The organism is Candidatus Cloacimonadota bacterium (assembly GCA_012516855.1).
GTDB lineage: Bacteria > Cloacimonadota > Cloacimonadia > Cloacimonadales > Cloacimonadaceae > Syntrophosphaera.
The window spans coordinates 1-25,781 of the sequence record JAAYWB010000067.1; the positions used below are offsets into that span (position 1 = coordinate 1).

21 protein-coding genes are annotated in these 25,781 nt (G+C 54.5%); 15 read left to right on the plus strand and 6 right to left on the minus strand.

All coding sequences use genetic code 11. The annotated features are described in order from the left end of the window. The 4 genes from GX466_06985 to maf form a co-directional block, all read right to left on the minus strand. A partial coding sequence (locus tag GX466_06985; protein NLH93946.1) for a glutamate--tRNA ligase occupies nt 1–1,275 on the minus strand: 1,275 nt, incomplete at its 3' end. 3 nt (nt 1,276–1,278) lie between these two features. After that, nucleotides 1,279–1,902, minus strand: a complete 624-nt coding sequence (locus GX466_06990) for a hypothetical protein (protein NLH93947.1) — start codon at nt 1,900–1,902, stop codon at nt 1,279–1,281. Continuing rightward, a complete protein-coding gene (locus GX466_06995) occupies nt 1,883–3,358 on the minus strand; it encodes an amidohydrolase (GenBank protein NLH93948.1) in 1,476 nt (491 codons plus the stop codon). Before GX466_06995 ends, GX466_06990 begins: the two co-directional genes overlap by 20 nt. A 22-nt stretch (nt 3,359–3,380) precedes the next feature. Then, nucleotides 3,381–3,974: a septum formation protein Maf gene (gene maf, locus GX466_07000; GenBank protein ID NLH93949.1), complete on the minus strand. Its 594-nt coding sequence runs from the start codon at nt 3,972–3,974 to the stop codon at nt 3,381–3,383. Between the two features lie 141 nt (nt 3,975–4,115). Between maf and serC the strand changes: the two genes are divergently transcribed. From serC to GX466_07035, 7 genes are all read left to right on the plus strand, one after another. Beyond that, nucleotides 4,116–5,201 carry a 3-phosphoserine/phosphohydroxythreonine transaminase gene (gene serC / locus GX466_07005; GenBank protein NLH93950.1) on the plus strand — a complete coding sequence of 362 codons (1,086 nt, stop codon included), beginning with the start codon at nt 4,116–4,118 and terminating at the stop codon, nt 5,199–5,201. A 116-nt stretch (nt 5,202–5,317) separates the two neighbouring features. Next, the gene (locus GX466_07010) at nt 5,318–5,914 is read left to right on the plus strand and encodes a MotA/TolQ/ExbB proton channel family protein (GenBank protein NLH93951.1); all 597 of its coding nucleotides are present in this window, start codon (nt 5,318–5,320) and stop codon (nt 5,912–5,914) included. After that, nucleotides 5,911–6,315 (plus strand): biopolymer transporter ExbD, encoded by a 405-nt coding sequence (locus GX466_07015; GenBank protein NLH93952.1) that lies wholly within the window; start codon nt 5,911–5,913, stop codon nt 6,313–6,315. Before GX466_07010 ends, GX466_07015 begins: the two co-directional genes overlap by 4 nt. Then, on the plus strand, nt 6,312–7,019 hold the full coding sequence (locus GX466_07020) for a hypothetical protein (protein ID NLH93953.1): 708 nt from the start codon (nt 6,312–6,314) through the stop codon (nt 7,017–7,019). The genes GX466_07015 and GX466_07020 overlap by 4 nt, the downstream gene beginning before the upstream one ends. Before the next feature lie 50 nt (nt 7,020–7,069). Next, nucleotides 7,070–7,873 carry a dihydropteroate synthase gene (gene folP, locus GX466_07025; GenBank protein ID NLH93954.1) on the plus strand — a complete coding sequence of 268 codons (804 nt, stop codon included), beginning with the start codon at nt 7,070–7,072 and terminating at the stop codon, nt 7,871–7,873. Continuing rightward, nucleotides 7,861–8,607 (plus strand): TIGR00159 family protein, encoded by a 747-nt coding sequence (locus GX466_07030; GenBank protein NLH93955.1) that lies wholly within the window; start codon nt 7,861–7,863, stop codon nt 8,605–8,607. The genes folP and GX466_07030 overlap by 13 nt, the downstream gene beginning before the upstream one ends. 12 nt (nt 8,608–8,619) lie before the next feature. Further along, on the plus strand, nt 8,620–9,243 hold the full coding sequence (locus tag GX466_07035) for a dephospho-CoA kinase (GenBank protein NLH93956.1): 624 nt from the start codon (nt 8,620–8,622) through the stop codon (nt 9,241–9,243). A gap of 300 nt (nt 9,244–9,543) precedes the next feature. Here the strand turns inward: GX466_07035 and GX466_07040 are convergent, their stop codons facing one another. Then, complete coding sequence (locus GX466_07040) at nt 9,544–10,257, minus strand: NAD-dependent deacylase (protein NLH93957.1); 714 nt, start codon at nt 10,255–10,257, stop codon at nt 9,544–9,546. Next, nucleotides 10,254–13,832, minus strand: coding sequence for a T9SS type A sorting domain-containing protein (locus tag GX466_07045; protein NLH93958.1), 3,579 nt, complete (start codon nt 13,830–13,832; stop codon nt 10,254–10,256). Before GX466_07045 ends, GX466_07040 begins: the two co-directional genes overlap by 4 nt. 251 nt (nt 13,833–14,083) lie before the next feature. On the opposite strand from GX466_07045, the gene GX466_07050 reads away from it, so the two are divergent. From GX466_07050 to GX466_07085, 8 genes are all read left to right on the plus strand, one after another. Beyond that, the gene (locus GX466_07050; protein ID NLH93959.1) at nt 14,084–15,103 is read left to right on the plus strand and encodes an NAD-dependent epimerase/dehydratase family protein; all 1,020 of its coding nucleotides are present in this window, start codon (nt 14,084–14,086) and stop codon (nt 15,101–15,103) included. A gap of 343 nt (nt 15,104–15,446) precedes the next feature. Beyond that, nucleotides 15,447–17,045 carry a protein translocase subunit SecD gene (gene secD / locus GX466_07055; GenBank protein NLH93960.1) on the plus strand — a complete coding sequence of 533 codons (1,599 nt, stop codon included), beginning with the start codon at nt 15,447–15,449 and terminating at the stop codon, nt 17,043–17,045. 10 nt (nt 17,046–17,055) lie between these two features. Further along, a complete protein-coding gene (secF, locus tag GX466_07060; GenBank protein NLH93961.1) occupies nt 17,056–18,018 on the plus strand; it encodes a protein translocase subunit SecF in 963 nt (320 codons plus the stop codon). A 409-nt stretch (nt 18,019–18,427) separates the two neighbouring features. Further along, nucleotides 18,428–19,537, plus strand: coding sequence for a peptidoglycan DD-metalloendopeptidase family protein (locus GX466_07065; GenBank protein NLH93962.1), 1,110 nt, complete (start codon nt 18,428–18,430; stop codon nt 19,535–19,537). Between the two features lie 17 nt (nt 19,538–19,554). Further along, nucleotides 19,555–20,673 (plus strand): protein tyrosine phosphatase, encoded by a 1,119-nt coding sequence (locus GX466_07070; protein ID NLH93963.1) that lies wholly within the window; start codon nt 19,555–19,557, stop codon nt 20,671–20,673. Between the two features lie 3 nt (nt 20,674–20,676). Then, nucleotides 20,677–22,875: a phosphoribosylformylglycinamidine synthase subunit PurL gene (gene purL / locus GX466_07075; protein NLH93964.1), complete on the plus strand. Its 2,199-nt coding sequence runs from the start codon at nt 20,677–20,679 to the stop codon at nt 22,873–22,875. A 12-nt stretch (nt 22,876–22,887) separates the two neighbouring features. Then, nucleotides 22,888–23,421, plus strand: coding sequence for a cell wall-active antibiotics response protein (locus GX466_07080; protein NLH93965.1), 534 nt, complete (start codon nt 22,888–22,890; stop codon nt 23,419–23,421). Beyond that, nucleotides 23,387–25,579, plus strand: coding sequence for a hypothetical protein (locus tag GX466_07085; protein ID NLH93966.1), 2,193 nt, complete (start codon nt 23,387–23,389; stop codon nt 25,577–25,579). The genes GX466_07080 and GX466_07085 overlap by 35 nt, the downstream gene beginning before the upstream one ends. Nucleotides 25,580–25,781: the final 202 nt, after the last annotated feature.

The following is a 25,781-nucleotide window of genomic DNA, read 5'->3' on the forward strand; positions in this document are numbered from 1 at the left end:
CTTCACGATGGCATCGAGGCTGGCGGCGTCAATTTCGCCATCAGGTGGAAGCTGGCTTTGGAACCAGCGCAGCACCCTGCGGGAATCTTCAGATTGGAGAAAGGCCCCGTCATCAGGACCCAGTTCTGCCGGGCAAAGGAACATTTTAGCGTATTGGGCGATTTCCGGCAGCAGGGTGCAGCGTTCCCGCGCGGCAGCAACGATTCTGGAAAGGGTGAGGCTGTCCGGAAGGGGCAGCTTTTCCTCTTCGAACCAGGGCAGGGAACTCTCCACCACTTCCTCCAGAGGCAGGTTGCGCAAATACCAGCCGTTCATCCAGTCCAGTTTGGTGAGGTCGAAAACGGCCCCGGATTTGCTCACCCGTTCGAGGGTGAATTCCTCGCAAAGCTCTTTCAGGCTGTAGGTTTCCCGGTCATCAGCTCCGTGCCAGCCCAGCAGGGCCACGAAATTGATCAGGGCCTCTTTCAGATAGCCTTTCTGCAGGTAGCTCTCCACCGAAACGTCGTTCATGCGCTTGGAAAGCTTGCTGCGGTCGGGATTGAGGATGAGGGGCAGATGCACCCAGCGCGGGGCTTTCCAGCCCAGGCATTCGTAAAGCCAGATGTGCTTGGGCGTGCTTGAGAGCCATTCCTCGCCGCGGATGACGTGGGAAATTTGCATGTAATGGTCGTCCACCACCGCTGCCAGATGGTAGGTGGGGAAGCCGTCGGATTTGACTAGAACCTGGTCGTCGGACTGGGCGGCATCCATTTCCACGTCCCCCCGGATGATGTCGTTGAAGCTGAAAACCCGGTTGTCAGGCATTTTCAGGCGAACGACGTGGGGTTCATTATTGGCCAGGCGGGCCTTCACCTCCTCTTCGGAAAGGGACAGGCAGCGGCGGTCGTATTTCACGAATTCGCCTTTGCGCTGCTGCTCTTCGCGCATTTGGGCAAGGGTTTCCGGAGTGCAGAAACAGCGGTAGGCGTGGCCGGAATCCAGCAGCCTCTGCGCCTCCCTGTGATAGAGTTCCAAGCGTTCGCTCTGCACGTAGGGGCCAAAATCCCCGCCGATGCCGGGACCTTCGTCTATCTCTATGCCCAGGCGGTCCAGGGACGCGATGAGGTTTTCCACCGCGCCTTCCACCAGGCGGTTGCGGTCGGTGTCCTCGATGCGGAGGATGAAGGTTCCGCCGCTGTGGCGTGCGAAAAGGTAATCGTAAAGGGCGGTGCGGAGGCCACCGATGTGTAAAAATCCGGTGGGGCTGGGCGCGAAACGGACGCGGACGGGATTCATGGTCTATCCTTTGTGGGTTTTGAATTTGGCCAGGTGGCTGTGGTGGATGACGCGGTAATGCGGTTTGTAGAGATATCGGTAATCATCTGAATGCGGAGGGATTAGCCCCGTTTCGAGGCATTGTTCGATCAGGGCCCGTTCAGTGAAAGTGGGGAAGATGAACTCACAAACCAACGGCTGGACTTGTTTCCAGATGCTTTGCCAGTCCTGAAGCGTAAAAACACCCTCCAGCCTGGACGCCAGGATGCTCTGGGTAAGCAGTTCCACCTGTTCCGGCTTCACTTTTTGCATGGCATCGCGGATCAGTTGGTCACGAAGCAGGTTGGAGGTTTTTGACCCGGAAATATCACGAAATACGGTGAGGGCGACAAGATTGAGCCGGACGAAGCCTTTTCCGCAGCCAATATCCTGGCTGGGGCCGCAGTTTTGGGTTTGGATGGCGGCCATTTCCTCCCTGATGTCGGTGGCGATGGCCACAGGGTCAGGAACGATGTGGGTTGGACCGTAATAAGCCTGGTGCAGAAGCTTGTAGAGGTCGCCGTAGCGGGACTTGGGATGTTCCGCAAGTTCGGCTATGATGATCTTGCGCAGTTGGGAGGCGCTGAAATCAGGTTTGGCAGGCTGCATAGGCCATTTCTCCGGAGCGGAAGATAAATGTGGCGCGGACATCCGGCCAGTTTAAAGCTTGGGTGAAATCGGCATTCATAACGCTCAGATCGGCGCAAAAACCCTCCGCTATCCTGCCTCGGACATTTTCATCGTGGTTCAGCCAGGCGTTGTTTTTTGTGTAGATGCCGATCGCTTCGGCGGGGGAGAGGCGTTCAGTGGGGTTGTGGTGATGGATCAAGGCATGAAGCGACATGGCGATGTTCAGGTCCGTTACATACCAGTCGCTGGAGCCGCAGACCCGGATTCCTTTGCCTGCAATGGTTCTGAAGCGGTTCATGCTTTGGTGCCTGTTCCCCAAACGCTGTGCGTAGAGGCCATCCGGACCGCCCCAGAGCATGTCAAAAGCCGGCTGCATCACCGGAACCGAGCCCGAAGCGGCGATTTCTTCCACCAAAGGATCAGGTGTAAACTCACAGTGGATGAGCTGGTGGCGCAGTTCCCGAACCTCATCTGGAGGCAGATTCGCGTAGGCCTGGTTGATTTGGCGGATGGCGGCGTCGCCGATGCAGTGAACGCAGACCTGAAGGCCCTTCTGATGCGCCTTCATCACGAATTCACGCCAGAACTGGTCGCTCTGGTAAAGATTTCCCCGGCCTTCGCCATCGGAATAAGCTTCGCTCAACGCGGCGGTGCGGGAACCGATGGAACCGTCAGCCAGGATGCAGCCTCCAATCCTGCGGGCGCCCAGTTCCAAAGTTGCCTCAAGGTTGAAGCATTGGGGGTAAAGCACGAAATTGATTGCGAATTCCGGCAGCCGGTTCTGAATAAAGGAATAGTGCTGAACGCTTTGCTGCGCGTCCCCTATCATGGTATGGATGGTGGAAAAGCCTCCCCGTAAGGCTGTTTGGGCGGCGCTGTGGTAGGCTTGGAGGATGGTTTCCTCGGAGCAGTTGTCCTGTAGCCAGTTCACGGCCAGATCGTTGTCCTGCGCAATTAGCACTTCTTCCTGGCTGGAAAGGCCCGGCACGGCTTGGCGGGCTTTGGAATTGAGCACGCAGGAATGACCGTCCACCCGGCGCAGCAAGAGCCGGGAACCGGGACAGACGGAATCCAGTTCCTTCACCGTGGGGAAGCGTTTTTCCCTGATCAGGCCTTCGTCGAAGCGCCATCCGATCACCAATTCCGGATTCTGACGGGCAGCAACGAAAAGCAGTGAAAGCACTTCATCGATACTGCAGCAGTTGGACAGGTCAACCCCGTTTTCGTAAAGCCCGCCTGAAAAGCTGTGCGTATGGGCATCTATGAAACCGGGATAAACCCAGCCGCCCCGCAGATCTATCCTCTCCCAATCTGACCCGACGGGGTCTTCCGGGCTGAGCAACTTCAGGATTTTGCCGGAATCGACCAGAAGGGCGTTCACCCGGTCGGAAAAACCGTCCTCGCAGTAGAACCTGGCATTATATAGGTATTTCATTGTCAATCAGTTTAGTCATGTATTATAAAGTGATGTCTCCAAAAAGCTCTTTCAACATCTTGTAGAAGAGATGGATGGGAAATCCCATTACGTTGAAGTAACAGCCCTGGACGCGGCGGATGAACTGGGAACCGTAGCCTTGGATGCCGTAAGCGCCGGCTTTGTCAAGCGGTTCCTTGGTTTCTACGTAGGCTTGGATTTCCGCTTCTGATAGAGGCGCGAACTCCACCAGGCTGCGTTCGTAGCGGGTGACGCAGGATTTGCGCCAGCAGAGGCAGAGGCCGGTGTAAACCTTGTGGGTTTTGCCAGAAAGTGTTTTGAGATATTCAACCGCCTGGCGACTATTGGCAGGCTTGCCCAGAATGGCGCCTTCGAGCACCACGACGGTATCGGCTCCGATAACCAGGGTCTCGGGATCCATCTTTTCGGCTATGGCGCAGGCTTTGCTGCGGGCATTCCGCATGGCCTGCAGGTATGGCTTTTCCCCGGTGACAGGCTCATCCACCCTGGCCGGGATGATCAGGGGCTTTAGCTCCAGCATTCTCAGCAGGGCTTCGCGCCGGGGACTGGCAGAGGCCAGTACAATTTTCTTATCGCATAACAGCTTGTGGATCATGTGCTTGTTCCTTAATCTCCAGATGCTGGGGCAGCCGATTACGTCAACAATTTTCTTGAAGGCGAAAAAAAGGCTTGCCTGAAAACACGCCCTCTGAAAAGCTTGTATTCAGTAAAAAAATATCTGTTCCAGGAGGTAAATATGGAACGCGTACATAACTTCAACGCAGGTCCGGCGGTTCTTCCGGAGGAAGTGCTCCGCGAAGCCCAGGCAGACCTGTTCAACTACAAAGGCATGGGACTTTCCGTGATGGAAATGAGCCACCGCAGCAAGGAATACCAGGCCATCATCGACGAGACCAACGCCGCTGTGAAGCGCATCTACGGCCTCGGTGACGACCATGAGGTGCTCTTCCTTCAGGGCGGGGCCAGCCTTCAGTTCCTGATGGTGCCGATGAATTTTGCCTTTGAAGGTAAGGAAGCCAACTTCATCAACACTGGCGTGTGGTCCAAAAAAGCCATCGCCGAAGCCAAGATGCTTGGCAAGACCGTGCATGAAGCCGCCTCCAGCGCTGACCGCAATTTCTGCTACATCCCAAAAACCTGGCAGCTTTCCGCCAACCCGGCCTATCTGCACATCACCACCAACAACACCATCTACGGCAGTGAATGGAAAACCGATCCGGACGTTCCGGCCGGCGTGCCCCTCATCGCCGACATGTCCTCCAACTTCATGAGCAAACCCATCGACGTGCTGAAATATGACCTCATCTACGCCGGCGCCCAGAAGAATGTGGGCCCATCCGGAACAGCAGTCGTGATCATCAAAAAGAGCCTGCTGGAAAAAGCAATCCCTGGCGCCCCCTCCATGCTGGATTACAATCTGATGGCCAAAAACGGCTCCATGTTCAACACACCCGCCACCTTCACCATCTATATGATCGGCCTGGTGCTGAAGTGGATCGAAGACTTCGGCGGACTCGCTAAGATCGAGCAGAACAACATCGTCAAGGCCAAATACATCTACGACGCCATCGACGCCTCCGAAGGCTATTACAAAGGCACCGTGGAAAAGGAAGACCGTTCCCTGATGAACATCACCTTCCGTCTCGCGAGCGAGGAGCTGGAAGCCATGTTCATCGCGGAAGCCAAAAAGAACGGCATGATCGGGCTCAAGGGACACCGCAACGTTGGCGGCTGCCGCGCCAGCACCTACAATTCCCTGCCCCTGCCCGCCGCCCACGCTTTGGGTGAATTCATGACCGAATTCGCCAAGAAGCACGGTTGATAATAAAGACAACACATAATGTATGCAAGGCGGGAGAAAAAGCCTCCCGCCTTGTTTAAAGCAGATCCGGGAGTGATATGTCCATAATGAACCTCTTGCTGCGCGGCGGCATACTGATGTATGTCCTGGTGGTGGTGTCCATCGCCGTGCTGGCCATCGTTCTGGAAAAGTACCGTCAGGTTTCCCGCCTCCGCAGAGCCAACGAAAAGCTCCGCTATTACCTGTCTCAGCAGGACAAGCTTGACAATATCCGTGCCGTTTTGCGCATCCATGGGCCAAACAGTCCCCTGGGCATGATGCTGGACAAGCTTTACAACTCACAGACGGATGATTTCAGGCTGATAGAAAACAGCATGGAATCCACCGCCAATCTCGAGCTGCGCAAGCTGGAAAAAGGCATGGGATGGTTGGCTACCCTTTCCGCGATCGCGCCCCTGATCGGCTTTCTGGGCACTGTGATGGGCATGGTCAGCGTGTTCATGAACATCCAGGGCCAGGGCCAGAACAGCGTGGACATTAACACCCTTGCCGGCGGCATCTGGGAAGCGCTGCTCACCACGGTTGGCGGTCTGGTGGTGGGCATTCCGGCCATCATTTTCCACAACGACTTGGTGGAGCACATGACCAACATCGCCAAGGATATGCAAAACCAGGCCATCGAACATGAGATCAGGTATAAAAAAGCCCTGGAAAAGGAAGCGCAGCGGCCATGAAACTTGAAATCTCGCGCCAGAAAATCAGCAGCACCGTGCTTATCTCCATGACCGACGTTATCTTCCTGCTGCTGATCTTCCTGCTCATCGCCTCAAATTTCGCCGCTCAGACGGGACTGCCTTTCAAGCTGCCGGGATCGGTTTCCCAGGAACGCCAGACGCGCCAGGTTCTGCATATACAGTATTTGAATGAGAAAAACATCGTCTTTCTGGACAAATCATACAACCTGGACACGCTGGGAGAAGCTCTGAAAAGCGAATTCAGCAATCCAGAACAGGTTGTGCGCCTGTCCGCGGAGAAAACAACGCCCCTGCAGAGCGTCATCAACCTGATGGACGTGGTGCGGGGAGCCGGTTTCGAGCGGGTGTTCGTTGCCACGGAACCCGTGACTGGTCCATGATCTCATTTCGCGCAGGCAACCACCGTTCTCTGGCGTTATCACTGCTGATACACGCCCTGCTTCTGGTGATGCTAACCATGTATATTATCAAGCCCATGCAAGCGCCGCGCTGGTATGAGTTCGAGCTGGCGCCGCCGGAATTGCATCCTGACGCGGTGGTTACCACTCCAGGCCCCGGAGCGTCCCAACCCCTGATCCAGACTGAAACCGGGAGGACCACTACCACCAAACCCACCCAGACCAAACCGCAAACCAGCCAGCCTGAAAAACCGGCCGTGGCCTCTGAGCAACCCCAAGCTCCCGCGCGCAGCGAACTTCTTGAAACACCTGCCATTACAACAACCATCCCAGCCAAACCGACCGCCCTTCCCACTAATCCACTAAATCCCCTGCGCGGAATACCCACAAACCGCCCTGGCAGCACAGCTCCCGGGGGTAGTGTAAACTATTCCCTCGGCGGAGGAGGGGTGCGTTTTCAGTTGCCAGACGACTATAAACACAATTTGGGCGCCGCAGGCAGGGTCGTTATCACTTTCAGGCTTGACCAAAATGCCCGTCCCATCATGAGTAGCGTGGAAAGTTCTGAGCAAAGCGGCCCCAGATACTTCGATGCCGCCAAAAAGATGCTGCAGGACGGCAAATTCAGTTATACAGGCTCACCGAATCCCGGCAGGGAATACAGCCTCACAATCAATTTTCTCTAATTATGCCCCAAAATACTCAACTTCCCAAAAGCTTCAAAGTCCCACAATTGATGGGCATCCTGAACGTTACCACCGACTCATTTTCCGATGGCGGAAGGTTTATAGACCCCGCAAATGCTTTGGCCCATGCCAGGAAACTGGTTGACGATGGGGCAGACATTCTGGATATCGGAGGTGAATCAACCCGCCCCGGATCGCTTCCTGTGTCGCCATCAGAGGAACTGCGCAAAGTATTGCCGGTGCTTGAAAAGATAAGGGAAAACTGGCCGGACCTGCCCATTTCGGTGGACACCCGCAACAGCGAGCTGGCTGAAGCCGCCATAGAACTGGAGGCTACTTACATCAACGATATTTCAGCCCTGAATCACGATCCGCGCATGGCCGGGCTTGTGGCTGCCAATCCACAGGTTAAGCTCGTTCTCATGCACATGCGGGGACAGCCTGAAACGATGCAGACCGATCCGGTTTACACTGATTTGCTGGGCGAAATCGACGATTTCTTCAGGGAGCGGATAGAATTTGCTGTCTCACAGGGAATAGACCGCGCCAACCTCGTTCTCGATCCAGGTGTCGGTTTCGGCAAAACGGCAGAGCACAATTTCAAGTTGCTGGGACATCTGGTGGACTTCCACAAATACGGATTGCCAGTGCTTCTGGGCGTTTCCCGCAAACGTTACATAGCTTCGCTGGACGCGTCCGCGCCTCTGGAACGCATCGGCGGCACCCTCGCCACCGCTGTGATTGGGGCATGGCAGGGCGTTGACATCCTGCGGGTGCATGACATCCACGAACACCGCCAGTTTTTTGCGGTTATTGAGGCCATCGGCAGGGAGGCCGGCCTTTGGAAGTCCTGATCCCCACTTTCTCCGATTTGGTGGATATCTTCATCATCGCGTTCCTTTTCTACCAGGGACTGTGTGTCCTGCGCCGCGGCGGCGGCTGGCACATTTTAGCCGCGATCGTCTTCCTGGTTGTTCTTTCCACGGTGGCCGAAGCCCTGAATCTGCGGATGGTTACCTCAATGCTAAACGCGGTTCGCAACTTTTGGGTGCTGGCCCTCGTGATCATCTTCCAGCCGGAATTGCGCGCCCTGCTGGCCAGGATAAACCTTTCGCGCGAACTCAATCTCAGCCTCCGCAAGAAAGAAAGCAACTCGATCTACATGCCCCTCATAGACGCCATTTCCTCAATGTCTTTCCGGAAAACCGGCGCCCTTGTAGTCATCGAAAACCGCCGCAAACTAACTGAATACATAAACAGCGGCGAAATCATAGACGCCACCCTGTCCCTGCGGCTCATCCTGACCATCTTCAATCCCCGTTCCGCCCTTCATGACGGCGCCATCATCATTCGCGGCGACAGGATCATGGCTGCCAAAGTGGTGCTGCCGCTTTCCAAGAAATCCGAATACAGCAAAAGGTTTGGCACCAGGCATCTGGCAGGCATTGGCATCACCGAAATATCAGACGCGATCGCCATCATTGTCTCGGAGCAGAATTCCCAGATCTCAGTGGCCCGCGACGGCAAAATCCAGGTGAACGTGGCCTACGAAGAGCTTCTCCAGATCATCACCGACGCCACATCATAAGAAAGGAGCATCATGCGGACAGGACCTATCCTAATTGGCATCACGGGAAACATCGGCAGCGGCAAGAGCGCTTTCTGCAGGCTGCTGGCGGAACACGGCTACGAAGTGATCTTTTCCGATGAGATCGCGCAGCGCCAGTTGGACGAACCGGAATGCCTGGAACAAATCACCCGCCGCTGGGGCAAAGAACTGGCTGTGGACGGCAAGGCTGACCGGAAGAAAATCGCCTCCATCGTCTTTGGCAACAAGGAGGAACTGGAATTCCTGAATAGCCTGGTGCATCCCCGGGCCCTTGCTGTCCTGCAGGAAATCGCGGACAACAGCGAGCAAAAGTATCTCTTTTTCGAAGTTCCGCTGCTCTTTGAAGCAGGGATGCAACACTGTTTCGATTACATTGTTCTGGTGCGGGCCAGCCGGGAAAAACGACTTCAGCGTCTGCTCAAAAAAGGCCAGGAAACTCAAGAGCGGATCGAAGCACGCATGGACGCCCAAATCGACGACCTGGCCAAAATCCCCCTCTGCGACCTGGTGATAGACAACAAAGGCTCCCTAAACGCCCTCAAGAACAGCGTGAAGGAATTCATCGGCCGCCTCGATTCCATCCGCCACAAAGACAAAATCCCCTTTTCCAGCTAAGGCCGGGCCGTTGACTGGCGGTTTTTGGAATTAAAAGCCAGCCATATCTGCCAAGCCTCCGCCATTTCCTGTTAACTACACCCTTAGCGGTCTTTTCCATCCCACTCTCACGTCACACGCCAAATCCCCGCATCGAATGCGGCCATTGTGCGGGAGGCGGGACAGGGGCGAAGGAAAGGGCCTTAACGGTCAGGGGACACCGACAGAACAAACGCTGGAATTGAGCAAGAAAAAAGGCGGTATGGAAACCGCCTTGATAAGTTAGCCGTGCCAGGATTTACCCGAGCGACGGTTTGGAATCTATTCCGCCATCCATTTGTCCACCAAACGGGGCAGGATTTCGCCCGCCCGGCCCTGGTGAAATTCGTCAAAGAAACCAAGCCCTTCGGATGGATGGAGGTTCACCGAAATGGTTTTCGCCCCCAAGTAGCGGGCCATTTGCACAAAACCGGCAGCGGGATAGACCACTCCGCTGGTCCCCACCACCAGGAAAACATCGCAGTTTTGCAGCAGGATGTCTATTTCCGGCAATCTGTAGGGCATCTCACCGAACCAGACAATGTCCGGTCGCAGCCTGCCAGTGCATTTGGGACAGGCCGGCAGTTCGGGACTCATGTCCACTTCATCCAGATGTAGCCTGACCCCGCACTTTGTGCAGAGGCAACTGCTGAGAGCGCCGTGCATTTCGATCACGCGGGTATTGCCAGCAGCGGTGTGGAGGCCGTCAACGTTCTGGGTGATGAGGTGGAAATTGTCGCCAAGCCAATCCTCCAGCCTGGCCAGGGCCAGGTGTCCGGGGTTGGGAGCGGCTTGTTTGGACTGGTCCCAGCGAGCTTTGTAAAAGCGCCAAACCAGTTTTGGGTCGCGATGCCAGGCTTCGGGGGTGGCAACATCCTCCACGCGGTGGTTTTCCCAAAGGCCGTCGCTGTCGCGAAAGGTGCGAAGCCCCGATTCGGCGCTGATTCCCGCCCCGGTGAGGACGAGCAGGTTTGTATTCTTCGTGACTTTGATCATTTCATCAATACCATCCTACGGGTTATTTCACGTTCGCCGTTGCTGAGGCGGTATAGATAGACACCGCTGGATACGGGGCTGCCGGCGTCGTCGCGTCCGTTCCAGACGGCATTGTGGGTGCCGGAGGGCAGCTCGGTGTTCACAAGTGACCGCACTCTTTGGCCGCGAAGGTTGAAGATGTCCAGATTCACGGTTGCCGCCTTCGGCAAATCGAAACAGATCGTGGTGGTGGGATTGAAGGGGTTGGGGTAGTTGCCGTGAAGGTTGAAGGCAAGGTTTGTCACCAAATCCTCTGAAGCGACATCGAATTCGCTTTCCAAATAAACATCGTCGATATACCATCCTTCCCCGGTCACATAGCCGTCAGCGCCGAATATGAAGCGGAATTTGGCCATGCCCGTGTAGCTTGAAAGGTCAAATTCAGCCGGGGACCAGCCGAAACTGCCAGAATAGACTTCGGTGTTGGCCGGGAAGGGGGAAGCGGGGTTGTTGTAGATGCGGCGAGGATATCCTCCGACGGGGGTGATCTGGATCCAGGGCCCTTCATCGATGGATATTTGCACCAGGCCTCCATCCCAGGCGTAGCTTGGGTTGGTGTGCACTTCGGCATCCATCCAGTGGTGGAAGTAGAGGCGGCCCTTCTTGCCAAGCGGGATTACCGGGCTTTCCAGAGCTCCGTAGGCAGAGCTGGAATAAGCTCCAGAACCGGGTCCGCCGAACTTCATTGACCAGCTGCCTTCAGCAGTGTTGTTGCGATAGCTTTCACGGTGCCACTGGTTCACGAAACTGGTCAAGGGAGCCAGGCTTTCCCAGCCGTTGGAGTCGTTTTCGAAAGTGTATTGCTGGTTGCCGATGTATAGCACGAAATTTCCTTCCAGGGTGTTTCCGTTTTCGGCGCCGAGCATGTAGCCGATGTTCACAGAACTGCCGATGGGGGCGTCGGGGGAAACCAAAACGCTGAAGGCGCTTTCATAGAGGGTGAAACTGTCGGGCCCAACTGGTGTGAGCGTGGCCTCGAAAGCGGACAATGTGACGTTGGGGTCATCACAGAAAAGGATGAGCATGGGGCTGAAGGCGTGGCCGGAACCCCTGTTGCTTACGATCATGTTCAAAGCAGGATTGTCACCGGGCAGCACCTGGGGATTGGCATTCACGAACTGGTAGGTATCCAGATGCAGTTCAGGAGCGTTCAGGATCAGGGCGGCCGGTGTATTGGAAATGTAGCTGTCGAAGCTGGCTGAAAAGTTCAGATAGGCGATCTGGTGGTCGGAGTAATTCCCCTGGACCTTAACCTGGAAGAAACCGTTTATCTCTGTGGAATCGGAGGCGGCGAGGGCATCGAATTCGTAGCTGCCGCTCAGCACAAGAAGGTTGGGCGAATTGCTTACCAGGGTTACGGTTCCCGGTCCGGTCTGATCTACAAAGCCAACATTTTTAAGGGTTACATTGAGCCCTATTACCTCACCTGTGTGGTATAGGCCGTCGGCATCCAGATAATGCACCTGGGAGGCCACAATATAGGGTTGGTCGCTTGCCTGGACGCTGATCTGGCTGTTATGGGCAATGAAATTGGCGGCGATGATGCTGACATCATAATTTCCGGGAACAAGGCTTTGGATCAGATCGATGTTTATAAGGCCGGTTGCGTCGGCTGTTGCTTCGCAGAGTATCTCAGTGCCGTCTTTCAGCCTCAGGACAGCACCGGGAGCGTTGGTCTGTATCTGATAGCTGTTCAGCCCCACAGCCCAATAGGAGGGAAGCTGCACGTTCATCTGCTGCGGGGTGTCACTCCAGACCATCAGGCCGGGGTCCCCGAAAAGGTTTGTTTCATAGGTTACCCAATACATTACCGGAGTGTTTTGGATGTAGGGGATATTGTCGATTTTGGAATCAACCAGGGCGAAACCGAGTTCATTGATCCCTTCCCCGAAGATGGCATCTATGTATTGGCGGTGGAACTTTTGTGAAGCGCCGTCGGTGGAACCCTGCACACCCCAGCCATATCTGGAATGGGATATCATGGCGACAGCCGCGGTGGATATGCTTGTGAACTTTTCCGTGATGCAGTCGGCGGTATATTCGCCCACGTTGGTTTCGCGGTTGTCGAATGAGCCGGCATAGCAACCCTGGGTGAAGACCACGGAAAGGTTGTGGTTGATGCCGTCATTGGTGATGGTGCTGGAGGTTACGTAGTTATTGGTCATTCTCATGGTGTATGTGGTGGCGGAATGGCCAAGGTGGTTAACCAGGTTAGGTCCGTTGCTCAGCAAAGGCCTGAGCTGGCTTCCGGTCCAGGAATCTGGGGCGCCGTAGGTGCGGTCGTATAGGGTGGTTATGTTCCAGGAAGAAGGAATTCCCACGGTTGTGTAGCCGTTGGCAGAGCTGCCGCCTATCATTTCATCCATGTAATCGCCGCCCCAGGTGGGGCCTTCCCAAAGCCATTCCCCCGCGAAAAGCGCTGTGGTGGCCTCGGCAATCACCGGCTCGTTCAGGTAGCGCTGCGTCTTGGTAATGAAATTGGCTATCTCGTCATCGGAATTGTAACATACTCGACCGATGGATAGTTCAGGCACCAGGTCAGCCTCCATGTATTCGCCCCAATAACTGTCGCCGTCATTGTTCCAGTTTCCGTCCAGGCAGCTGTAATACATATCGGCGGGGATATCCGCGTCGATTGATCCGCCACTTCCCATGTTAACGTAGAAGCCGCGGTGGGGAATCACGTCTGTATCACCGGCCAGCAGTACGTGCCGGAGGGGATTGGCGGCGTAAACGTCAATGATGTAATTTCGGATCTTTTCCTGCGTGTCCGCTCCGGCGGTTTGAGCTGTGATATCCTGAACTGATTTCAGCAGGACATTTTGCCCCCGGGCGTTGTATAAATCTTTAAAGGGCAGCCACTGGGCCAGCTTGGCTTCGTCGTGGATCACGAGATATTCCCAGCCGGTGGTGCGATTTCTATAATGTGGCAGATTATCAGTATTGTCAACCGCTTTTTGCAGATAAGCGGAAGTGGCAGTGTCCTGCTTCAAATTCTGCATGGCATCCGCGGCACGTGCTGTGGAGGCGGTTTTAACCCGCAGGCTGAACTGGCGGTAAAAGACCAGTTCGTTGTTCACGGGATCGTAGCTGAAGGGGCAAACAGCGCTAAAACTGATCGGGTGCCCGGCCAGGAATTGAGTGTTAAGGCCATTGTGAGGCATAGCTGGATAGGGGGTGGCGCTTCCATAAATAGCTGGGTCCGGCTGCTGCCTTGGGTGAACCACAGTGCTGGAAAGCGGGTACTGCGGCTGCAGCGGGGCAACCGGAAGCGTGAGGGCTAAGGTTTGAGGGGAACTGAATTCCACCTGGATATCCACAGCTTCTTCTCCAATGGGGAGAAGGATCTTGGTCCCATACCAAGGCAGGTCAGGGCTGCCCGGGGTTCCCCAGCTTTGGGCTCCATCCAGTTTCAGATGGCTGTAGCCGTTTGCGGTTTTTAGTTCTGGTTCGTTCAAGGTGTAGGAAAAAACTACATCGGCTGCTAGGACCGCAAGGCCCATAGCCATAATCAGGGTCAAAATGAAATACTTCATATCCGCCAACTTATTCAGATTTTGTCTATATCGTGTTTATGCAAATGACATTCCAAAGCCCGTTTTATTTAAAACACGACACGGAGCAGAGTATGAAGATTCTGCTTGACTTTTATCAGACATGTTCACGGATAGGAAAATATCGTCAGGTTCAACCGAAACAAAGTCACGGATAACCGTGGACGATCCAGATTAATAAATCCATTTGTTTATAACTTAGCCGACATCGGCTGCACAATAATGTGAGGTGAATGATGAAACAGATTTACGTGGTAACCGGCGCAGCCGGTCATTTGGGAAGTTATGTGGTTAAAGAGTTGCTGGACCGCGGAGAGGAGGTTCGGGCATTTGTGCTGCCAAGGGAGAAAATCCCTGCTTACGTTGAACGCAACCGCCAATCGCTGACCCGCTACGCTGGTGATGTGTGCGACCGGCAGACCCTCGACCAGTTGTTTGTGACTGATGAGGATGCTGAGTTCACGGTGATTCACTGCGCCGGACTCATCTCAATTAGCTTGGGAAAGAATCCCAAGGTCTATTCTGTGAATGTGGACGGCACAGCCAATGTGATAGCTGCTTGCCGCGAACATCAGGTCCGGCGTCTGGTCTATGTTAGCTCCGTGCATGCCATTCCAGTTCTTCCGCGCGGTCAGGTGATGTGTGAGATTTCTTCCTTCAGCCCCGACAGGGTGGTTGGCTACTATGCCAAAACCAAAGCCCTCGCGACTCAAATGGTGCTTGATGCCGCAAAATCCGGCATGGACGCCCTGGTGGTCCATCCTTCCGGGATAATCGGGCCAAACGCCCAACGCTCCGGCAATGTAGCCCAGATGATCAGTGCTTTTTTGAAGGGAAGCTTCCGTTTCTTGATCAAAGGTGGCTTCGATTTTGTGGACGTGCGGGATGTGGCTGCGGGGATAGTTTCTGCCGCCGACAATGGCAAGGCTGGAGAGTGCTACATCCTCTCCAACCGTGTCATCAGTTTGGTTGAACTCCTGAATGAACTGGCTAAATGTAGCGGAATACCGAAACCAAAGATTCCCCTGCCGCTCTGGGTTGCCAAAGCAGTTGCCCCCTGCGCGGAATTGTATTCCAAGCTGGCCCGCAAAGCCCCTTTTTTCACACTCTATTCCTTGCAAACTATTACCGGAAACAGCCTGTATTCAAACGCCAAGGCGGTGGCGGAGCTTTCTTATAAAACCAGATCGCTGGAGGAAACCGCCAAAGACATCGTGAGAACGATGACCGGAAATCTCAGGAAGAAAAGATAACCAAAGCCAGTCGCAAGCCCCGCAGCGAAATTCCATCAAAACATTTGTGGCCCTCATCCAGAAATGGCGACTGCCCAAGTTCCGGACCTTATAACAAACATCTCAACCTTTTGGGGCAGAATCCATGCCATCACAACAGCGAAAATTGATAACCAAAGTTGTAGCCAAGAGCGGCCAAGGCCATACCAGTAAAGCAGGTTTCAATAAAATTCTTGACGATTTAGGCGGACTCAGATGTTTGGTTTGAAACCATTTAATATGGTGGATACGCGGCCAAAATGAGGTTAAATGTCTCACAGTCGCGCAGAAACTATCTAATTATCGCATTAGGGAGCATAGATCAATGAGAAAGTACTCCTGGTTGACACCTGTAGCCGTACTGATTTTTGTATTGGTTACATTGGTCTTCCTTTCCCCGCTGGTGATACCCAAGGGGGTAAGCTGGCCGATCAAACAGAAACTGAACCTTGGTTTGGACCTCAAGGGCGGCACTCAAATCGTCCTGGCGGTTCAAACAGACAAACTGCCGATGGCTAACAGGGCTGACGCCGTTAAAAACAATATTGAGATCATCCGCAACCGCATCGACCAATTCGGAATCGCGGAGCCGACTATCCAGAAGATAGGCGAGAGCGATATCCTGGTGCAGTTGCCAGGCGTGAAAGACCCAGCCGCTGCTGAAAACCTGGTAAAGCAATCGGCAATCCTGGAATTCAAACTGGTGGCGAATCCCGAAGAATCAGAGCGTTTTCTTGCCCAGTTGGACCAGATAATTCAAGCCAATTTGTCGAGGTTCCCGACCCTGGCAAAGATGGACGCGGAGATGAAGTCTTTGGATAAAGAGGAAAGCTCCGTTGAGGACAGCCTGAAAACCTCATCCGGCATCTTCAGGTCGCTGATAGTCACATCCGAACGGGATTACGCCGTTCGCAACGATGATGTGGAGGTCTTCCGCGCGCTGCTTCAAGACACGACTTTCGTGAACCTGAAGCCCAAGGGTTATGACCTCGCCCTCGAAAGCTTTGACGAGACCAAGAGAAGGAATGAGGAACCCAAGATAGTTTACGTTTTGAAGTCCGCCGTGGAAGTTCAGGGTTCCGACATCGATGGGGCAAGCATGGAAATCGGCTCTACCAGCAGCTCCAATCCACAGATGGCAGGGAAACCATACATTGCCCTTACCTTCACCCGCACCGGAGCCCGCAAGTTTGCCAACGTCACCGGCGACAACATCCATGAAAGGCTGGCCATCGTCGTTGACAACGCTGTCTATTCAGCGCCTGTGATCCAGGACCGCATCCCCGACGGAAAAGCCACGATCACGGGAATTTTCAGCAACGAGGAAGCCCGGTCCCTGGCCATTCTTTTGAACAACGAAAGCCTGACCGCGCCGATAGTGCTGAAAAATGCCAACCAGGTCTCTGCCACGCTGGGAACCGACAGCATCAAGAGCGGACTCATCGCGGGGCTGGTTGGCTTGCTGGCTGTTATGATATTCATGGTTTTCTTCTACAACCTCTCAGGCCTGGTCACCAACTTCATCCTCATCTTCAACGTGGGCTTCATCCTTGCGGCGATGACGATCTTTGGAGGAACCCTCACCATGCCTGGTATCGCCGGTATCATTCTTTCGATCGGAATGTCGGTGGATGCCAATGTTCTTATCTTTGAACGGATTCGTGAAGAAATGGATGCGGGAAAATCACCCCGCTCCGCCGCTGACTCCGGATTCAAGCGTGCCTCGGTTACGATTTGGGACTCCAACATCACCACCGTCATCGCGGCCTTCGTGCTTTACCAATTCGGCACTGGTCCGGTGCGTGGATTTGCCCTCACGCTTACGATAGGCATTGTCGGTTCAATTTTCTGCGCCTTGGTGTTCCTGCGTTATCTGATGGACAAGTTGTTGCTCAGCGGCAACAGGCAGACGCTTAGTATCTAGGGAGTTAACGATGAGAATACTACAGAATGTCAATTTCCCCTTCGTCCAATCCAGACGCATAACCTATGTAATCGCAGCCCTGGCCCTCATCGCCTCTGTCGTGGGCATCTTTGTCTGCGGACTGAACTGGAGCACGGATTTCACTGGCGGCGTGAGCGCCGTCATCAACATGAAACCCAAGGACCCTGGAGTTAAGCCCCTGAATATAGACCAACTCCGTGACGTTATCCGTGAAGGCGGATTCAAGGAATCAGAAATCCAGTTCATAGGAAATCCCGCTGACGCAACCTTCCAGATCAAGGTCGAAGGCAGCGATGCTGAGCAAATCAAGGAAAAAATCCTGGAACTCGTGCGCGACAACCTGGATGATTACGTCAAGGGTCGCAACCTTCAAAGCGATGTCCTGCGAGAAGTTAATACAGTGGGCGCCAAAGCCGGCGCGGAAATGCGCACCAACGTGATTACCGCGGTGCTGATCGCCCTGCTGCTGATGATCATCTATATCTGGATACGCTTTGAATTCACTTTTGGCCTCATGGCGATCGTGGCTTTGTTCTTCAACGTGGTTTTGGTGGTGGGCGTCTTTGCCTGGACCGGAAAAGAGATAACCATGCAGATCATTGCCGCCCTGCTCACCATCGTTGGTTATGCCATCAACGATACCATCGTGGTTTTCGACCGGATCAGGGAAGACCTGAGATTATACCGCAAAGACCCGATCGAATCCATCTTCAACCGTGCCATTAACAGCACTCTGAGCAGAACCGTCATCACCGGCGGCTCCACCCTGCTCACGGCTTTCGCCCTCTATTTCTTCGGCGGAGCCGTTATCCACGATTTCGCTTTGGCGATCATTCTGGGTATCGTGATCGGCACGCTTTCTTCGATCTTCATTGCCAGCAACCTGGTTCTGGATACCATTAAATCAACCCGCCTGGAACAGAAATCGCTTAAGCACCTCGCCAAAAAGTAAGCGATCCAATAGAATCAATGAAAAGCCGCCTCTTGTGGGGCGGCTTTTTTTAGGCTTCATTTTCTTCCTGAATGAAAGAGAGCCTGACTGCTTAACAATAACAATGTCCTTCCAGTCGGGCCCTGAGCCCTCATGATCATCCCCCATGCATGCCTCCCGCCATATCCCCGCATCGAATGCGGGCATCATGAGGGAGGCGCTTCAGGGACACGGGAAAGGGCCTTAACGGCCAGATGGCATTGCATCTAAACGTCTGCTTCACACCCACGCCATTGTATTTCGCACCTCCAGCCAATTCATCAGATTTTAAGGGGAACCTGAAAATGGCCTGCAAGTATGAAGAAAATTTGCGTTGACAGCAAGGCATGGGTTTTAATCATGGGCATTAAAGCGAATTCAGGTATAAAATATGAAACATAGGATAATTGGCATCATTTGCCTGCTGTTGATGGTTGCCGTGCTTTGCGGAGACGACCTGCAAGACAACCAGAAAAAGCTTGACAAGGTTCAGAAGGACCTGCAGGCCGCTCAGAAAAAGATCGAGCAGAATGAACGCAACAAAAGGAAGAATGAAAACGAAATAAGCAACAGCCGCCGGGCCAAGCAAAAGACCGACGCGGAAATGCGCCGCAGTCAGGAAGTGGCCCGCGAGAAACTGCAAGCCCTGAACTCGGTGAGAACTGAATTACGCACTGTCGAAGAACAAATCCGTGACCTCCGGACAGCCCAAATCTCCCAACTGGACAAGATGGTGCGCCTCTCCCGCCGGAACAAAACATTGAAAATGGTGCACAAAGATGAGCACTGCCTGGCCATTCTCGCCTCCAAAACCCGGAACAAGCTGATAACCCTGGGGGATGCCCAGAGCGAACTGTCCTATGAGCAAAGCCAAAAGGGACAGGAATACAGCCTGGCCAACAGCGATTTCCAAAACAAATCATCCACCAGCAAAAACCTGGCTGCCAACGTTAAAAAACTCGAAGCCCAGCAATCGCGCCTGAGCAGGGAACAGAAGAACCTGCAAAACCAAATCGCCAGATTGCAACAGGACGCTGCCAGGCTTGAGGGGCTCATCGCCAGCCTGGCCTCCAAACCCAGGTCCGACGACCAGGAACCCGCTTCCTACAAATTCAGCTCCCGAACCATTGCCTGGCCGCTGAAAGGGCGCATCATCCGCAGCTACGGCCAGGAATCCAGAGCTTACGGAACCTCGGTGGTGAGCAACGGAATAGACATTGCCGCCCCTGAATACACCACCGTCGCGGCAGCGGACGCTGGAGTGGTTGTGTTTTCCGGGTCTTATGGCGGACAGGGCAAGCTCCTGATAATCGACCACAAGAACGGCTTTTTCACCGTGTATGCCTACAACAACGATTTGCTGGTGTCCACCGGCACGAACGTCAAAAAAGGCCAGGCCGTCGCCAAATCCGGCATGACCGGCTCGGCCAGCGAGCCTTCGCTGCACTTTGAAGTGCGCAAAGACGGAAAGGCGGTCAATCCGCTCCTATATCTGGAATAGGGAAGAGGAGGCAGTACTTGGTCCTGTTGAAACAACCTTCCGTGCGGAGATTGGTAAAGTTTATCCGAAGCAGAGACCTTAAGGACAAAACCATCCTCCATTTCACGGGGGGGATGTATGGCATTGGCTGCACGGTATCGTCGCTGGAGGCGATCGACAGGATACTGAACCTCAAGGGGCGCACGGACTTGAAGGGGTTTATTGTTCTGGTTCCGCATCTGGACTGGTTCGCGGAAGAGGGGGTGGCAATTCCCGATAGGATTTTGCCCCTGCTGGAGCAGTATTGGCCGGGGAACCTAACCGTGGTTTTCAAATGTGATGACGAGAGGTTCAAGCACCTGGCGGTGGACGGGAAAGTGGCCTTCCGGGTGCCGGATGACGCCTTGCTTCGTTTGTTGATCGAGCTCTTGGAAGAGCCCATCATCAGCACCAGCATCAACATCGCCAGCCTGCCCCCGGAGAACGATTTCAAGCGCCTCACCGGGATGTTTGAGAACTGGTTTGACATCGGAATCGTTCCGGCCCCGGTGAACGTTGAATACGACGCCCAGCCCTCCACTGTCATCGAATACATCACCAGCCGCGAAAGTAAGAACCAGAGCGGGCTGGATGAACTCAGATGCCTGCGCGAAGGCTCCATACCTTTTTACGGGGTCAGGAATTCATTTTTGGTGCCGACCATCCTCTTTGTCTGCACAGCCAACATCTGCCGCAGCCCCATGGCCGAAAAGCTTTTCAACCACTATGTCAAAGAAGCCGGACTGAATTACATCGGCGATTCCTGCGGCCTCCTTCCCGGTGGCCAACCCATTTCGGCGGGGTCGCTGCAACTGCTTTTGGGAAAGGGCATCCTGGAAGCTCAGGAGCATTTTTCCAAGCAATTCACGCCGGACATGATCAGCGGCAGCAGGCTGGTGCTCACAATGGAGGAACGACAGCGCGATTTCCTGCGTGGAAACGAGCCCAACAGCGTCGCCAAGATCCTCACCCTGAACGAATATCTGGACGAACCGGGCGATATTGCCGATCCTTTCGGTTCCGGAATAGACACTTACCGTAAAACCTTCGAGATCATAGACGACCGGATTCAGCGCCTGGTCTCCAAGCTGCGCACTCAAGCCAACCCCTCGGGATGATATATGGAAATCAAAATAACCAAAGAATTGATCGAACAACACGGCCTTTCGGAAGAAGAATACGCCCGGATCAAAGAAATCCTGGGCCGGACCCCCACTTATGTGGAATTGGGCATTTTCAGCGTTATGTGGAGCGAACACGCCAGCTACAAAAACTCCATCAAACTGATAAAAACCCTGCCCCGGGATGGGAAATACCTCCTGGCCAAAGCAGGGGAGGAAAATGCCGGAGTGGTGGATATCGGTGACGGCCTGGCCATCTCTTTCAAGATCGAAAGCCACAATCATCCCTCCGCTTTGGAACCGTATCACGGCGCTGCTACCGGCGTTGGCGGCATCCTGCGCGACATTTTCACCATGGGGGCAAGACCCATCGCGGCGCTGAATTCACTGCGTTTTGGCGATCCCCGGTCTCCCCGAACGCTCCATCTGATCCGTGAAGTGGTTCGCGGCATTGCCGATTACGGAAATTGCTTCGGCGTGCCCACCGTGGGCGGGGAAGTGTTCTTTGACGAAGCTTACGAGGAAAATCCACTGGTGAACGCTATGGCCGTGGGTTTGCTGCGTCATGAGGACCTGGCCCGTTCCGCCGCTTCCGGCATCGGCAACCTGGTGGTGTATGTTGGCGCCAAAACAGGGCGCGACGGCATTCACGGCGCCACTTTCGCCTCTGTGGACCTCAGTGAGGAATCTGCGGAGATGCGCACCGCCGTCCAGGTGGGCGACCCGTTTTACGAGAAACTGTTGCTGGAAGCCACTTTGGAAGTGATCCAGGCAGGCCTGGTGGTGGGAATCCAGGATATGGGTGCCGCCGGGCTCACCTGCTCCAGTTCCGAAATGGCAGGCAAAGGCGGAGTTGGCATCGAGCTTGACCTTGAGCACGTTCCCATCCGCGAAAAAGGCATCACTCCTTATGAGATCATGCTCTCGGAATCACAGGAACGGATGTTGCTGATCGTTGAGCCTGCCAACCTTGAGGCTGTGCTGGAAGTCTTTAGCAAGTGGGAACTCGACGCGAGTGTCGTCGGCCGGGTGACGGACGACAAACTGTTACGGGTCCGCATGAATGGTGAAACTCTGGCAGAAATCCCCGCCGAAACCCTGGTTTTGGGAGGCAGCGCCCCCGTTTACGAGAGGGAGCAAAAGGCCCCGAAAAGGCCTCCGGATCCTGATTTGGGCAGTTATCCCCAGCCGGATGACCTCGGCAAGGTTTTGCTGGACTTGCTCGCTGAACCGTCCATCGCCTCCAAAAGGGCCGTGTTTTCCCAATATGACCATATGGTGCAGATAGGAACCAAGGTGGAGCCGGGCAGCGACGCCGCGGTCATCGCCATCAAAGGGACGCGCAAAGGTATAGCGCTGGCAACAGACTGCAACGCCCGCCACTGCTGGCTTGATCCCTTTGAAGGAGCCAAGGGCGCCGTGGCAGAGGCCGCCAGGAACGTTGCCTGCAGCGGCGGCCGCCCGATCGCCGTAACCAACTGCCTCAATTTTGGCAATCCCTACAATCCCGAGGTCTATTGGTCCTTCGCAGAGGCTGTTAGAGGTATGGGGGAAGCCTGCCGCGCTCTGGAAACTCCCGTCACCGGCGGAAACGTTTCGTTTTACAACCAAAGCCCTGCCGGAGCCGTTTATCCCACTCCCGTGATCGGCATGCTGGGCTTGCTGGAAGACATCAACCACGCCACCACACAATGGTTCAAACGCCCCGGCGACCTGATCGCCCTGCTGGGTCAGCCCTGTTCCTCTTTCGGCGGCTCGCAATACCTTAAAACCGTGTTTGGCCAGGTTGCCGGTCCCGCGCCGAAGGTTGACCTGAATGCCGAAAAGAGGCTGATTGAGTTGCTGCTTGAACTTATTGCCGGGGAAAACATTGCCTCCGCCCACGATGTTTCGGAGGGCGGTTTGCTGGTATGCCTGGCAGAGAGTTGTTTCCATCCCCAGCAACGTCTTGGGGCCAAAATTGATTTCGAACTTTCCCATCCCGCCGCCGCTGAATATTTCGGCGAAAGCCAGGGCAGAGCTGTTATCAGCTTCGATCCCGGGAACTTGGATGAAGTTGCCCGGCTCTGCGCCAAACATTCCACTTCCCTGCTGTTGCTGGGTAAAGTCACTACCTGCTGTGATTTCACGGTCAATCAGGATATTTGTCTGGACACTGAGGACATGTATCGGGCCTGGGCTAACGGTCTAAACTTATAAAAGGAGAAGGAGATGAAAATGAATTTTCTCTTTGGACCAATCTTCTGGGGCATATTGCTCCTGCTGTGGGGGATCTCCATGATCCTCAAGGGCTTGAATATCGTCGATTTACCTCTGGTAAAGATATTCATTGCCATCGTCATCATCCTCTTTGGGCTTCGGTTGCTGTTCGGTAACTGTGGCGTGAAAAGGTGTCACCATGTCCGCAGCAGTATTGTCTCGTCTGGCAACGAGGAATACACTTCCGTGTTCGGCTCTCAAACAGTTGATCTCACCGGTTTGGCCCCCGATTCCAAGCCCCTGGAGATAACTGCGGTATTTGGCTCTTCTTATGTGAAGCTGCCCAACGACATCGAATTCGAGATCCAGCCCACGGCCGTGTTCGGCTCGGCCATTGTGCCGCCCAAACCGACTCTGGACAAACCAACGATCGGCAAGGTAAAGATTGAGGCCACCGCGGTGTTCGGCAAGGTGGAGTTCGTTTACAAGGAACCAACCCGGCCCCGTCCTGTTGAAGCACCTGGAGCGCCATCTGACAGTCTCTAAAAAGCTTCTGGCCGCCCTTCCGGCCATCCTTTTACTCAATATCGCCTCGCTGCCCGGGAAGGGGCTGGGCTATGTGTTCAGCGGCGGCGGAGCGAGAGGTTTTGCGCAGTTGGGCATGCTCAAAGTCCTTGAAGAGGAAGGCGTTTATCCGGACCATGTGATGGGTTCCAGCATGGGCTCAATTTTGGGCGGGCTTTACTCTTTGGGCTACACCGCCGCTGAGGTGGAGTCGCTGATGGTCACCCTCGAATATTCTGATATCATCGATGAACGCCAGCACCGCCCCGACCTTTATCCTGGCGACAGGCGCTGGCCCAGTTACGGCAATTTGCGCCTCGCTCTCAGCCCAAAAGGAATGCCGCAGGCTCCGGCAGGCCTTCTCAGCGGGGCCAAAATCGATCTCGGACTGGCCAAGCTCTTCATGCCCGCCTCAGCTCACCGGGATTTTTCCAAACTGCCAATAAACTTCGCCGGGCTAACCATCGATCTCCACACCGGGCAATTGGTGCTCCACCGCGAAGGATCATTGGGACAGGCTGTTCGCGGCGCCGCCTCCATCCCGGCTATCATAGCGCCTTTCACATACGACGGACGCACACACATTGACGGCGGCCTCCTGCAAAACCTTCCCGTGCCGCAGCTTATCGATCTGGGAGCCGACAAAATCCTGGCTCTGAAAATAAACACCTCCATGCGGGGGGCCAATCCCAGAAACTTTTACGAGGTCTTGAACCACATCCTCAACATCGCCATGCACACCAGCATTGATGCCAACGTCGAACTCTGCGACCTCATCCTGGAGCCTGATCTGAAAGGCGTTGGCAACCTGGATTATCCCAATGCTCATGCCATCGCCAGAATAGGGGAGGACTATGCCCGCAAAAATGTAGAAGTGATCAGGGCTTTTCGCGAATCCCTGCTGGCTGAGGGCTATGTTTTCACCAAGCCGGAACGGATAGCAGAACTCACCTCAGTGCCTGTTCGCGAAATCGTCACCAAAGGCAACCGCCGGGTTCCGGCGGCCAGGATCATCGCCCTGTCAGGTTTGCGCGAAGATGTTGAATACCATCAGGACGACATCGTAAAAGCCTGCGTCCATGTTTGGAATTCCTGCGACTTCCACACAGTTTACCCCGTGCTGGAACCTCTGGAAAGCGGTTACCGCCTTGTCCTTTACGTAAGGGAACGCGAACCCCGCTATCTGCATCTGAACACCAGCTATTCCTCGGATGAAAGGTTCAGCCTGGGCGCGGTGGCGGAATTCAACGATATTTTCATGCCCGATTCCAGGTTGCTGGCAGGTTTCACCCTCGGCGGCAGGAACGAACTGAACCTGGATTTCGTGAAGAACTTCGGCGATTTCCACGCCCCTTACCTGCGCTTGTATCCTTATCTTCGCCAGAGCACGGCCTTACGTTACAATGAAGCCGGACAGAGGACCGCCAGCCTCGATTCACTTGAATATGGGGTTGTTCACGGTTTGGGCTTTTTCGCTGACAAGCTTTTCAGCTTGGAAGCCTTTGGCTACTTTTCCCAGGCTAAAAGCTACGCCAAAATCCCGTCGGGCACACCTTCCAGTGCCTGGCAAAAAGATGCCGGACTCGGCTTGAAGATTTACCATGAGAGCCTGGACAATGATGTCTTTCCCCGTTCCGGAGCGTGCTTTTTCGCCAAAACGAATATCGCGCCCCGGTCCAACCTCAGCTCCAAAAACTATGCCCGGCTTACCGCTGACCTGGATGTGTATGCCCATCTGGCCAGGAAAGTCTCACTGCGCGCAGGTTTTGCCTACGGTTCACATTTCGGCGGACTGGCGGACAATGCAACGGACCTGATCAGCTTTGGCGGGGCGGAAGCTTTCTCCGGCTATCAGAAAGACGAATCCCCCTCCGCCGAATACAAATACGGCACCCTAAGCGCTGTTTTCGAGCCTCTTTCCAATATCTTCCTGGAAACCGGCGCCCAAGCTCTCAACACCGCCGGAAACTCTGATTGGAGCCTCGACGGAAGCCTCCTCTTCAGTTATTATGCCAGTCTGGGCTTTCGCAGTCCGGCAGGACCTCTGGGAGTTAAATTCGCCCTGAGGGAAGACGGAAAGGCAAACTTCTTTTTCAATATCGGATACACCACAGACCTGTTCTGGTTCTCGCGCAAATAGGCTTCAGACACTTATTTCCGCCCGGCCCGCCCTTTACCCCAGCCTATTCACCTCTTTTTCACAACCCATTAAGTTCCCAATGAGCCATTGGGAACTTAATGGGTTGTGAATTGGATGTAATACCATTTCGCTTGCATAAATACTAGAATTGATTATCCTGTCTCTGTATTCATATCACTGGAGGTAGTGATGAGAAAGATTC

Coding starts and splice junctions, on each gene's coding strand:
- GX466_07035 (NLH93956.1), top strand. CDS start 8,620: ATGCGGACAGGACCTATCCTAATTGGCATCACGGGAAACATCGGCAGC.
- folP (NLH93954.1), top strand. CDS start 7,070: ATGGGCATCCTGAACGTTACCACCGACTCATTTTCCGATGGCGGAAGG.
- GX466_07065 (NLH93962.1), top strand. CDS start 18,428: ATGAAACATAGGATAATTGGCATCATTTGCCTGCTGTTGATGGTTGCC.
- GX466_07045 (NLH93958.1), bottom strand. CDS start 13,832: ATGAAGTATTTCATTTTGACCCTGATTATGGCTATGGGCCTTGCGGTC.
- GX466_06995 (NLH93948.1), bottom strand. CDS start 3,358: ATGAAATACCTATATAATGCCAGGTTCTACTGCGAGGACGGTTTTTCC.
- secD (NLH93960.1), top strand. CDS start 15,447: ATGAGAAAGTACTCCTGGTTGACACCTGTAGCCGTACTGATTTTTGTA.
- maf (NLH93949.1), bottom strand. CDS start 3,974: ATGATCCACAAGCTGTTATGCGATAAGAAAATTGTACTGGCCTCTGCC.
- serC (NLH93950.1), top strand. CDS start 4,116: ATGGAACGCGTACATAACTTCAACGCAGGTCCGGCGGTTCTTCCGGAG.
- GX466_07040 (NLH93957.1), bottom strand. CDS start 10,257: ATGATCAAAGTCACGAAGAATACAAACCTGCTCGTCCTCACCGGGGCG.
- GX466_07020 (NLH93953.1), top strand. CDS start 6,312: ATGATCTCATTTCGCGCAGGCAACCACCGTTCTCTGGCGTTATCACTG.
- GX466_07010 (NLH93951.1), top strand. CDS start 5,318: ATGTATGTCCTGGTGGTGGTGTCCATCGCCGTGCTGGCCATCGTTCTG.
- GX466_07050 (NLH93959.1), top strand. CDS start 14,084: ATGATGAAACAGATTTACGTGGTAACCGGCGCAGCCGGTCATTTGGGA.
- GX466_07015 (NLH93952.1), top strand. CDS start 5,911: ATGAAACTTGAAATCTCGCGCCAGAAAATCAGCAGCACCGTGCTTATC.
- purL (NLH93964.1), top strand. CDS start 20,677: ATGGAAATCAAAATAACCAAAGAATTGATCGAACAACACGGCCTTTCG.
- GX466_06990 (NLH93947.1), bottom strand. CDS start 1,902: ATGCAGCCTGCCAAACCTGATTTCAGCGCCTCCCAACTGCGCAAGATC.
- GX466_07080 (NLH93965.1), top strand. CDS start 22,888: ATGAAAATGAATTTTCTCTTTGGACCAATCTTCTGGGGCATATTGCTC.
- secF (NLH93961.1), top strand. CDS start 17,056: ATGAGAATACTACAGAATGTCAATTTCCCCTTCGTCCAATCCAGACGC.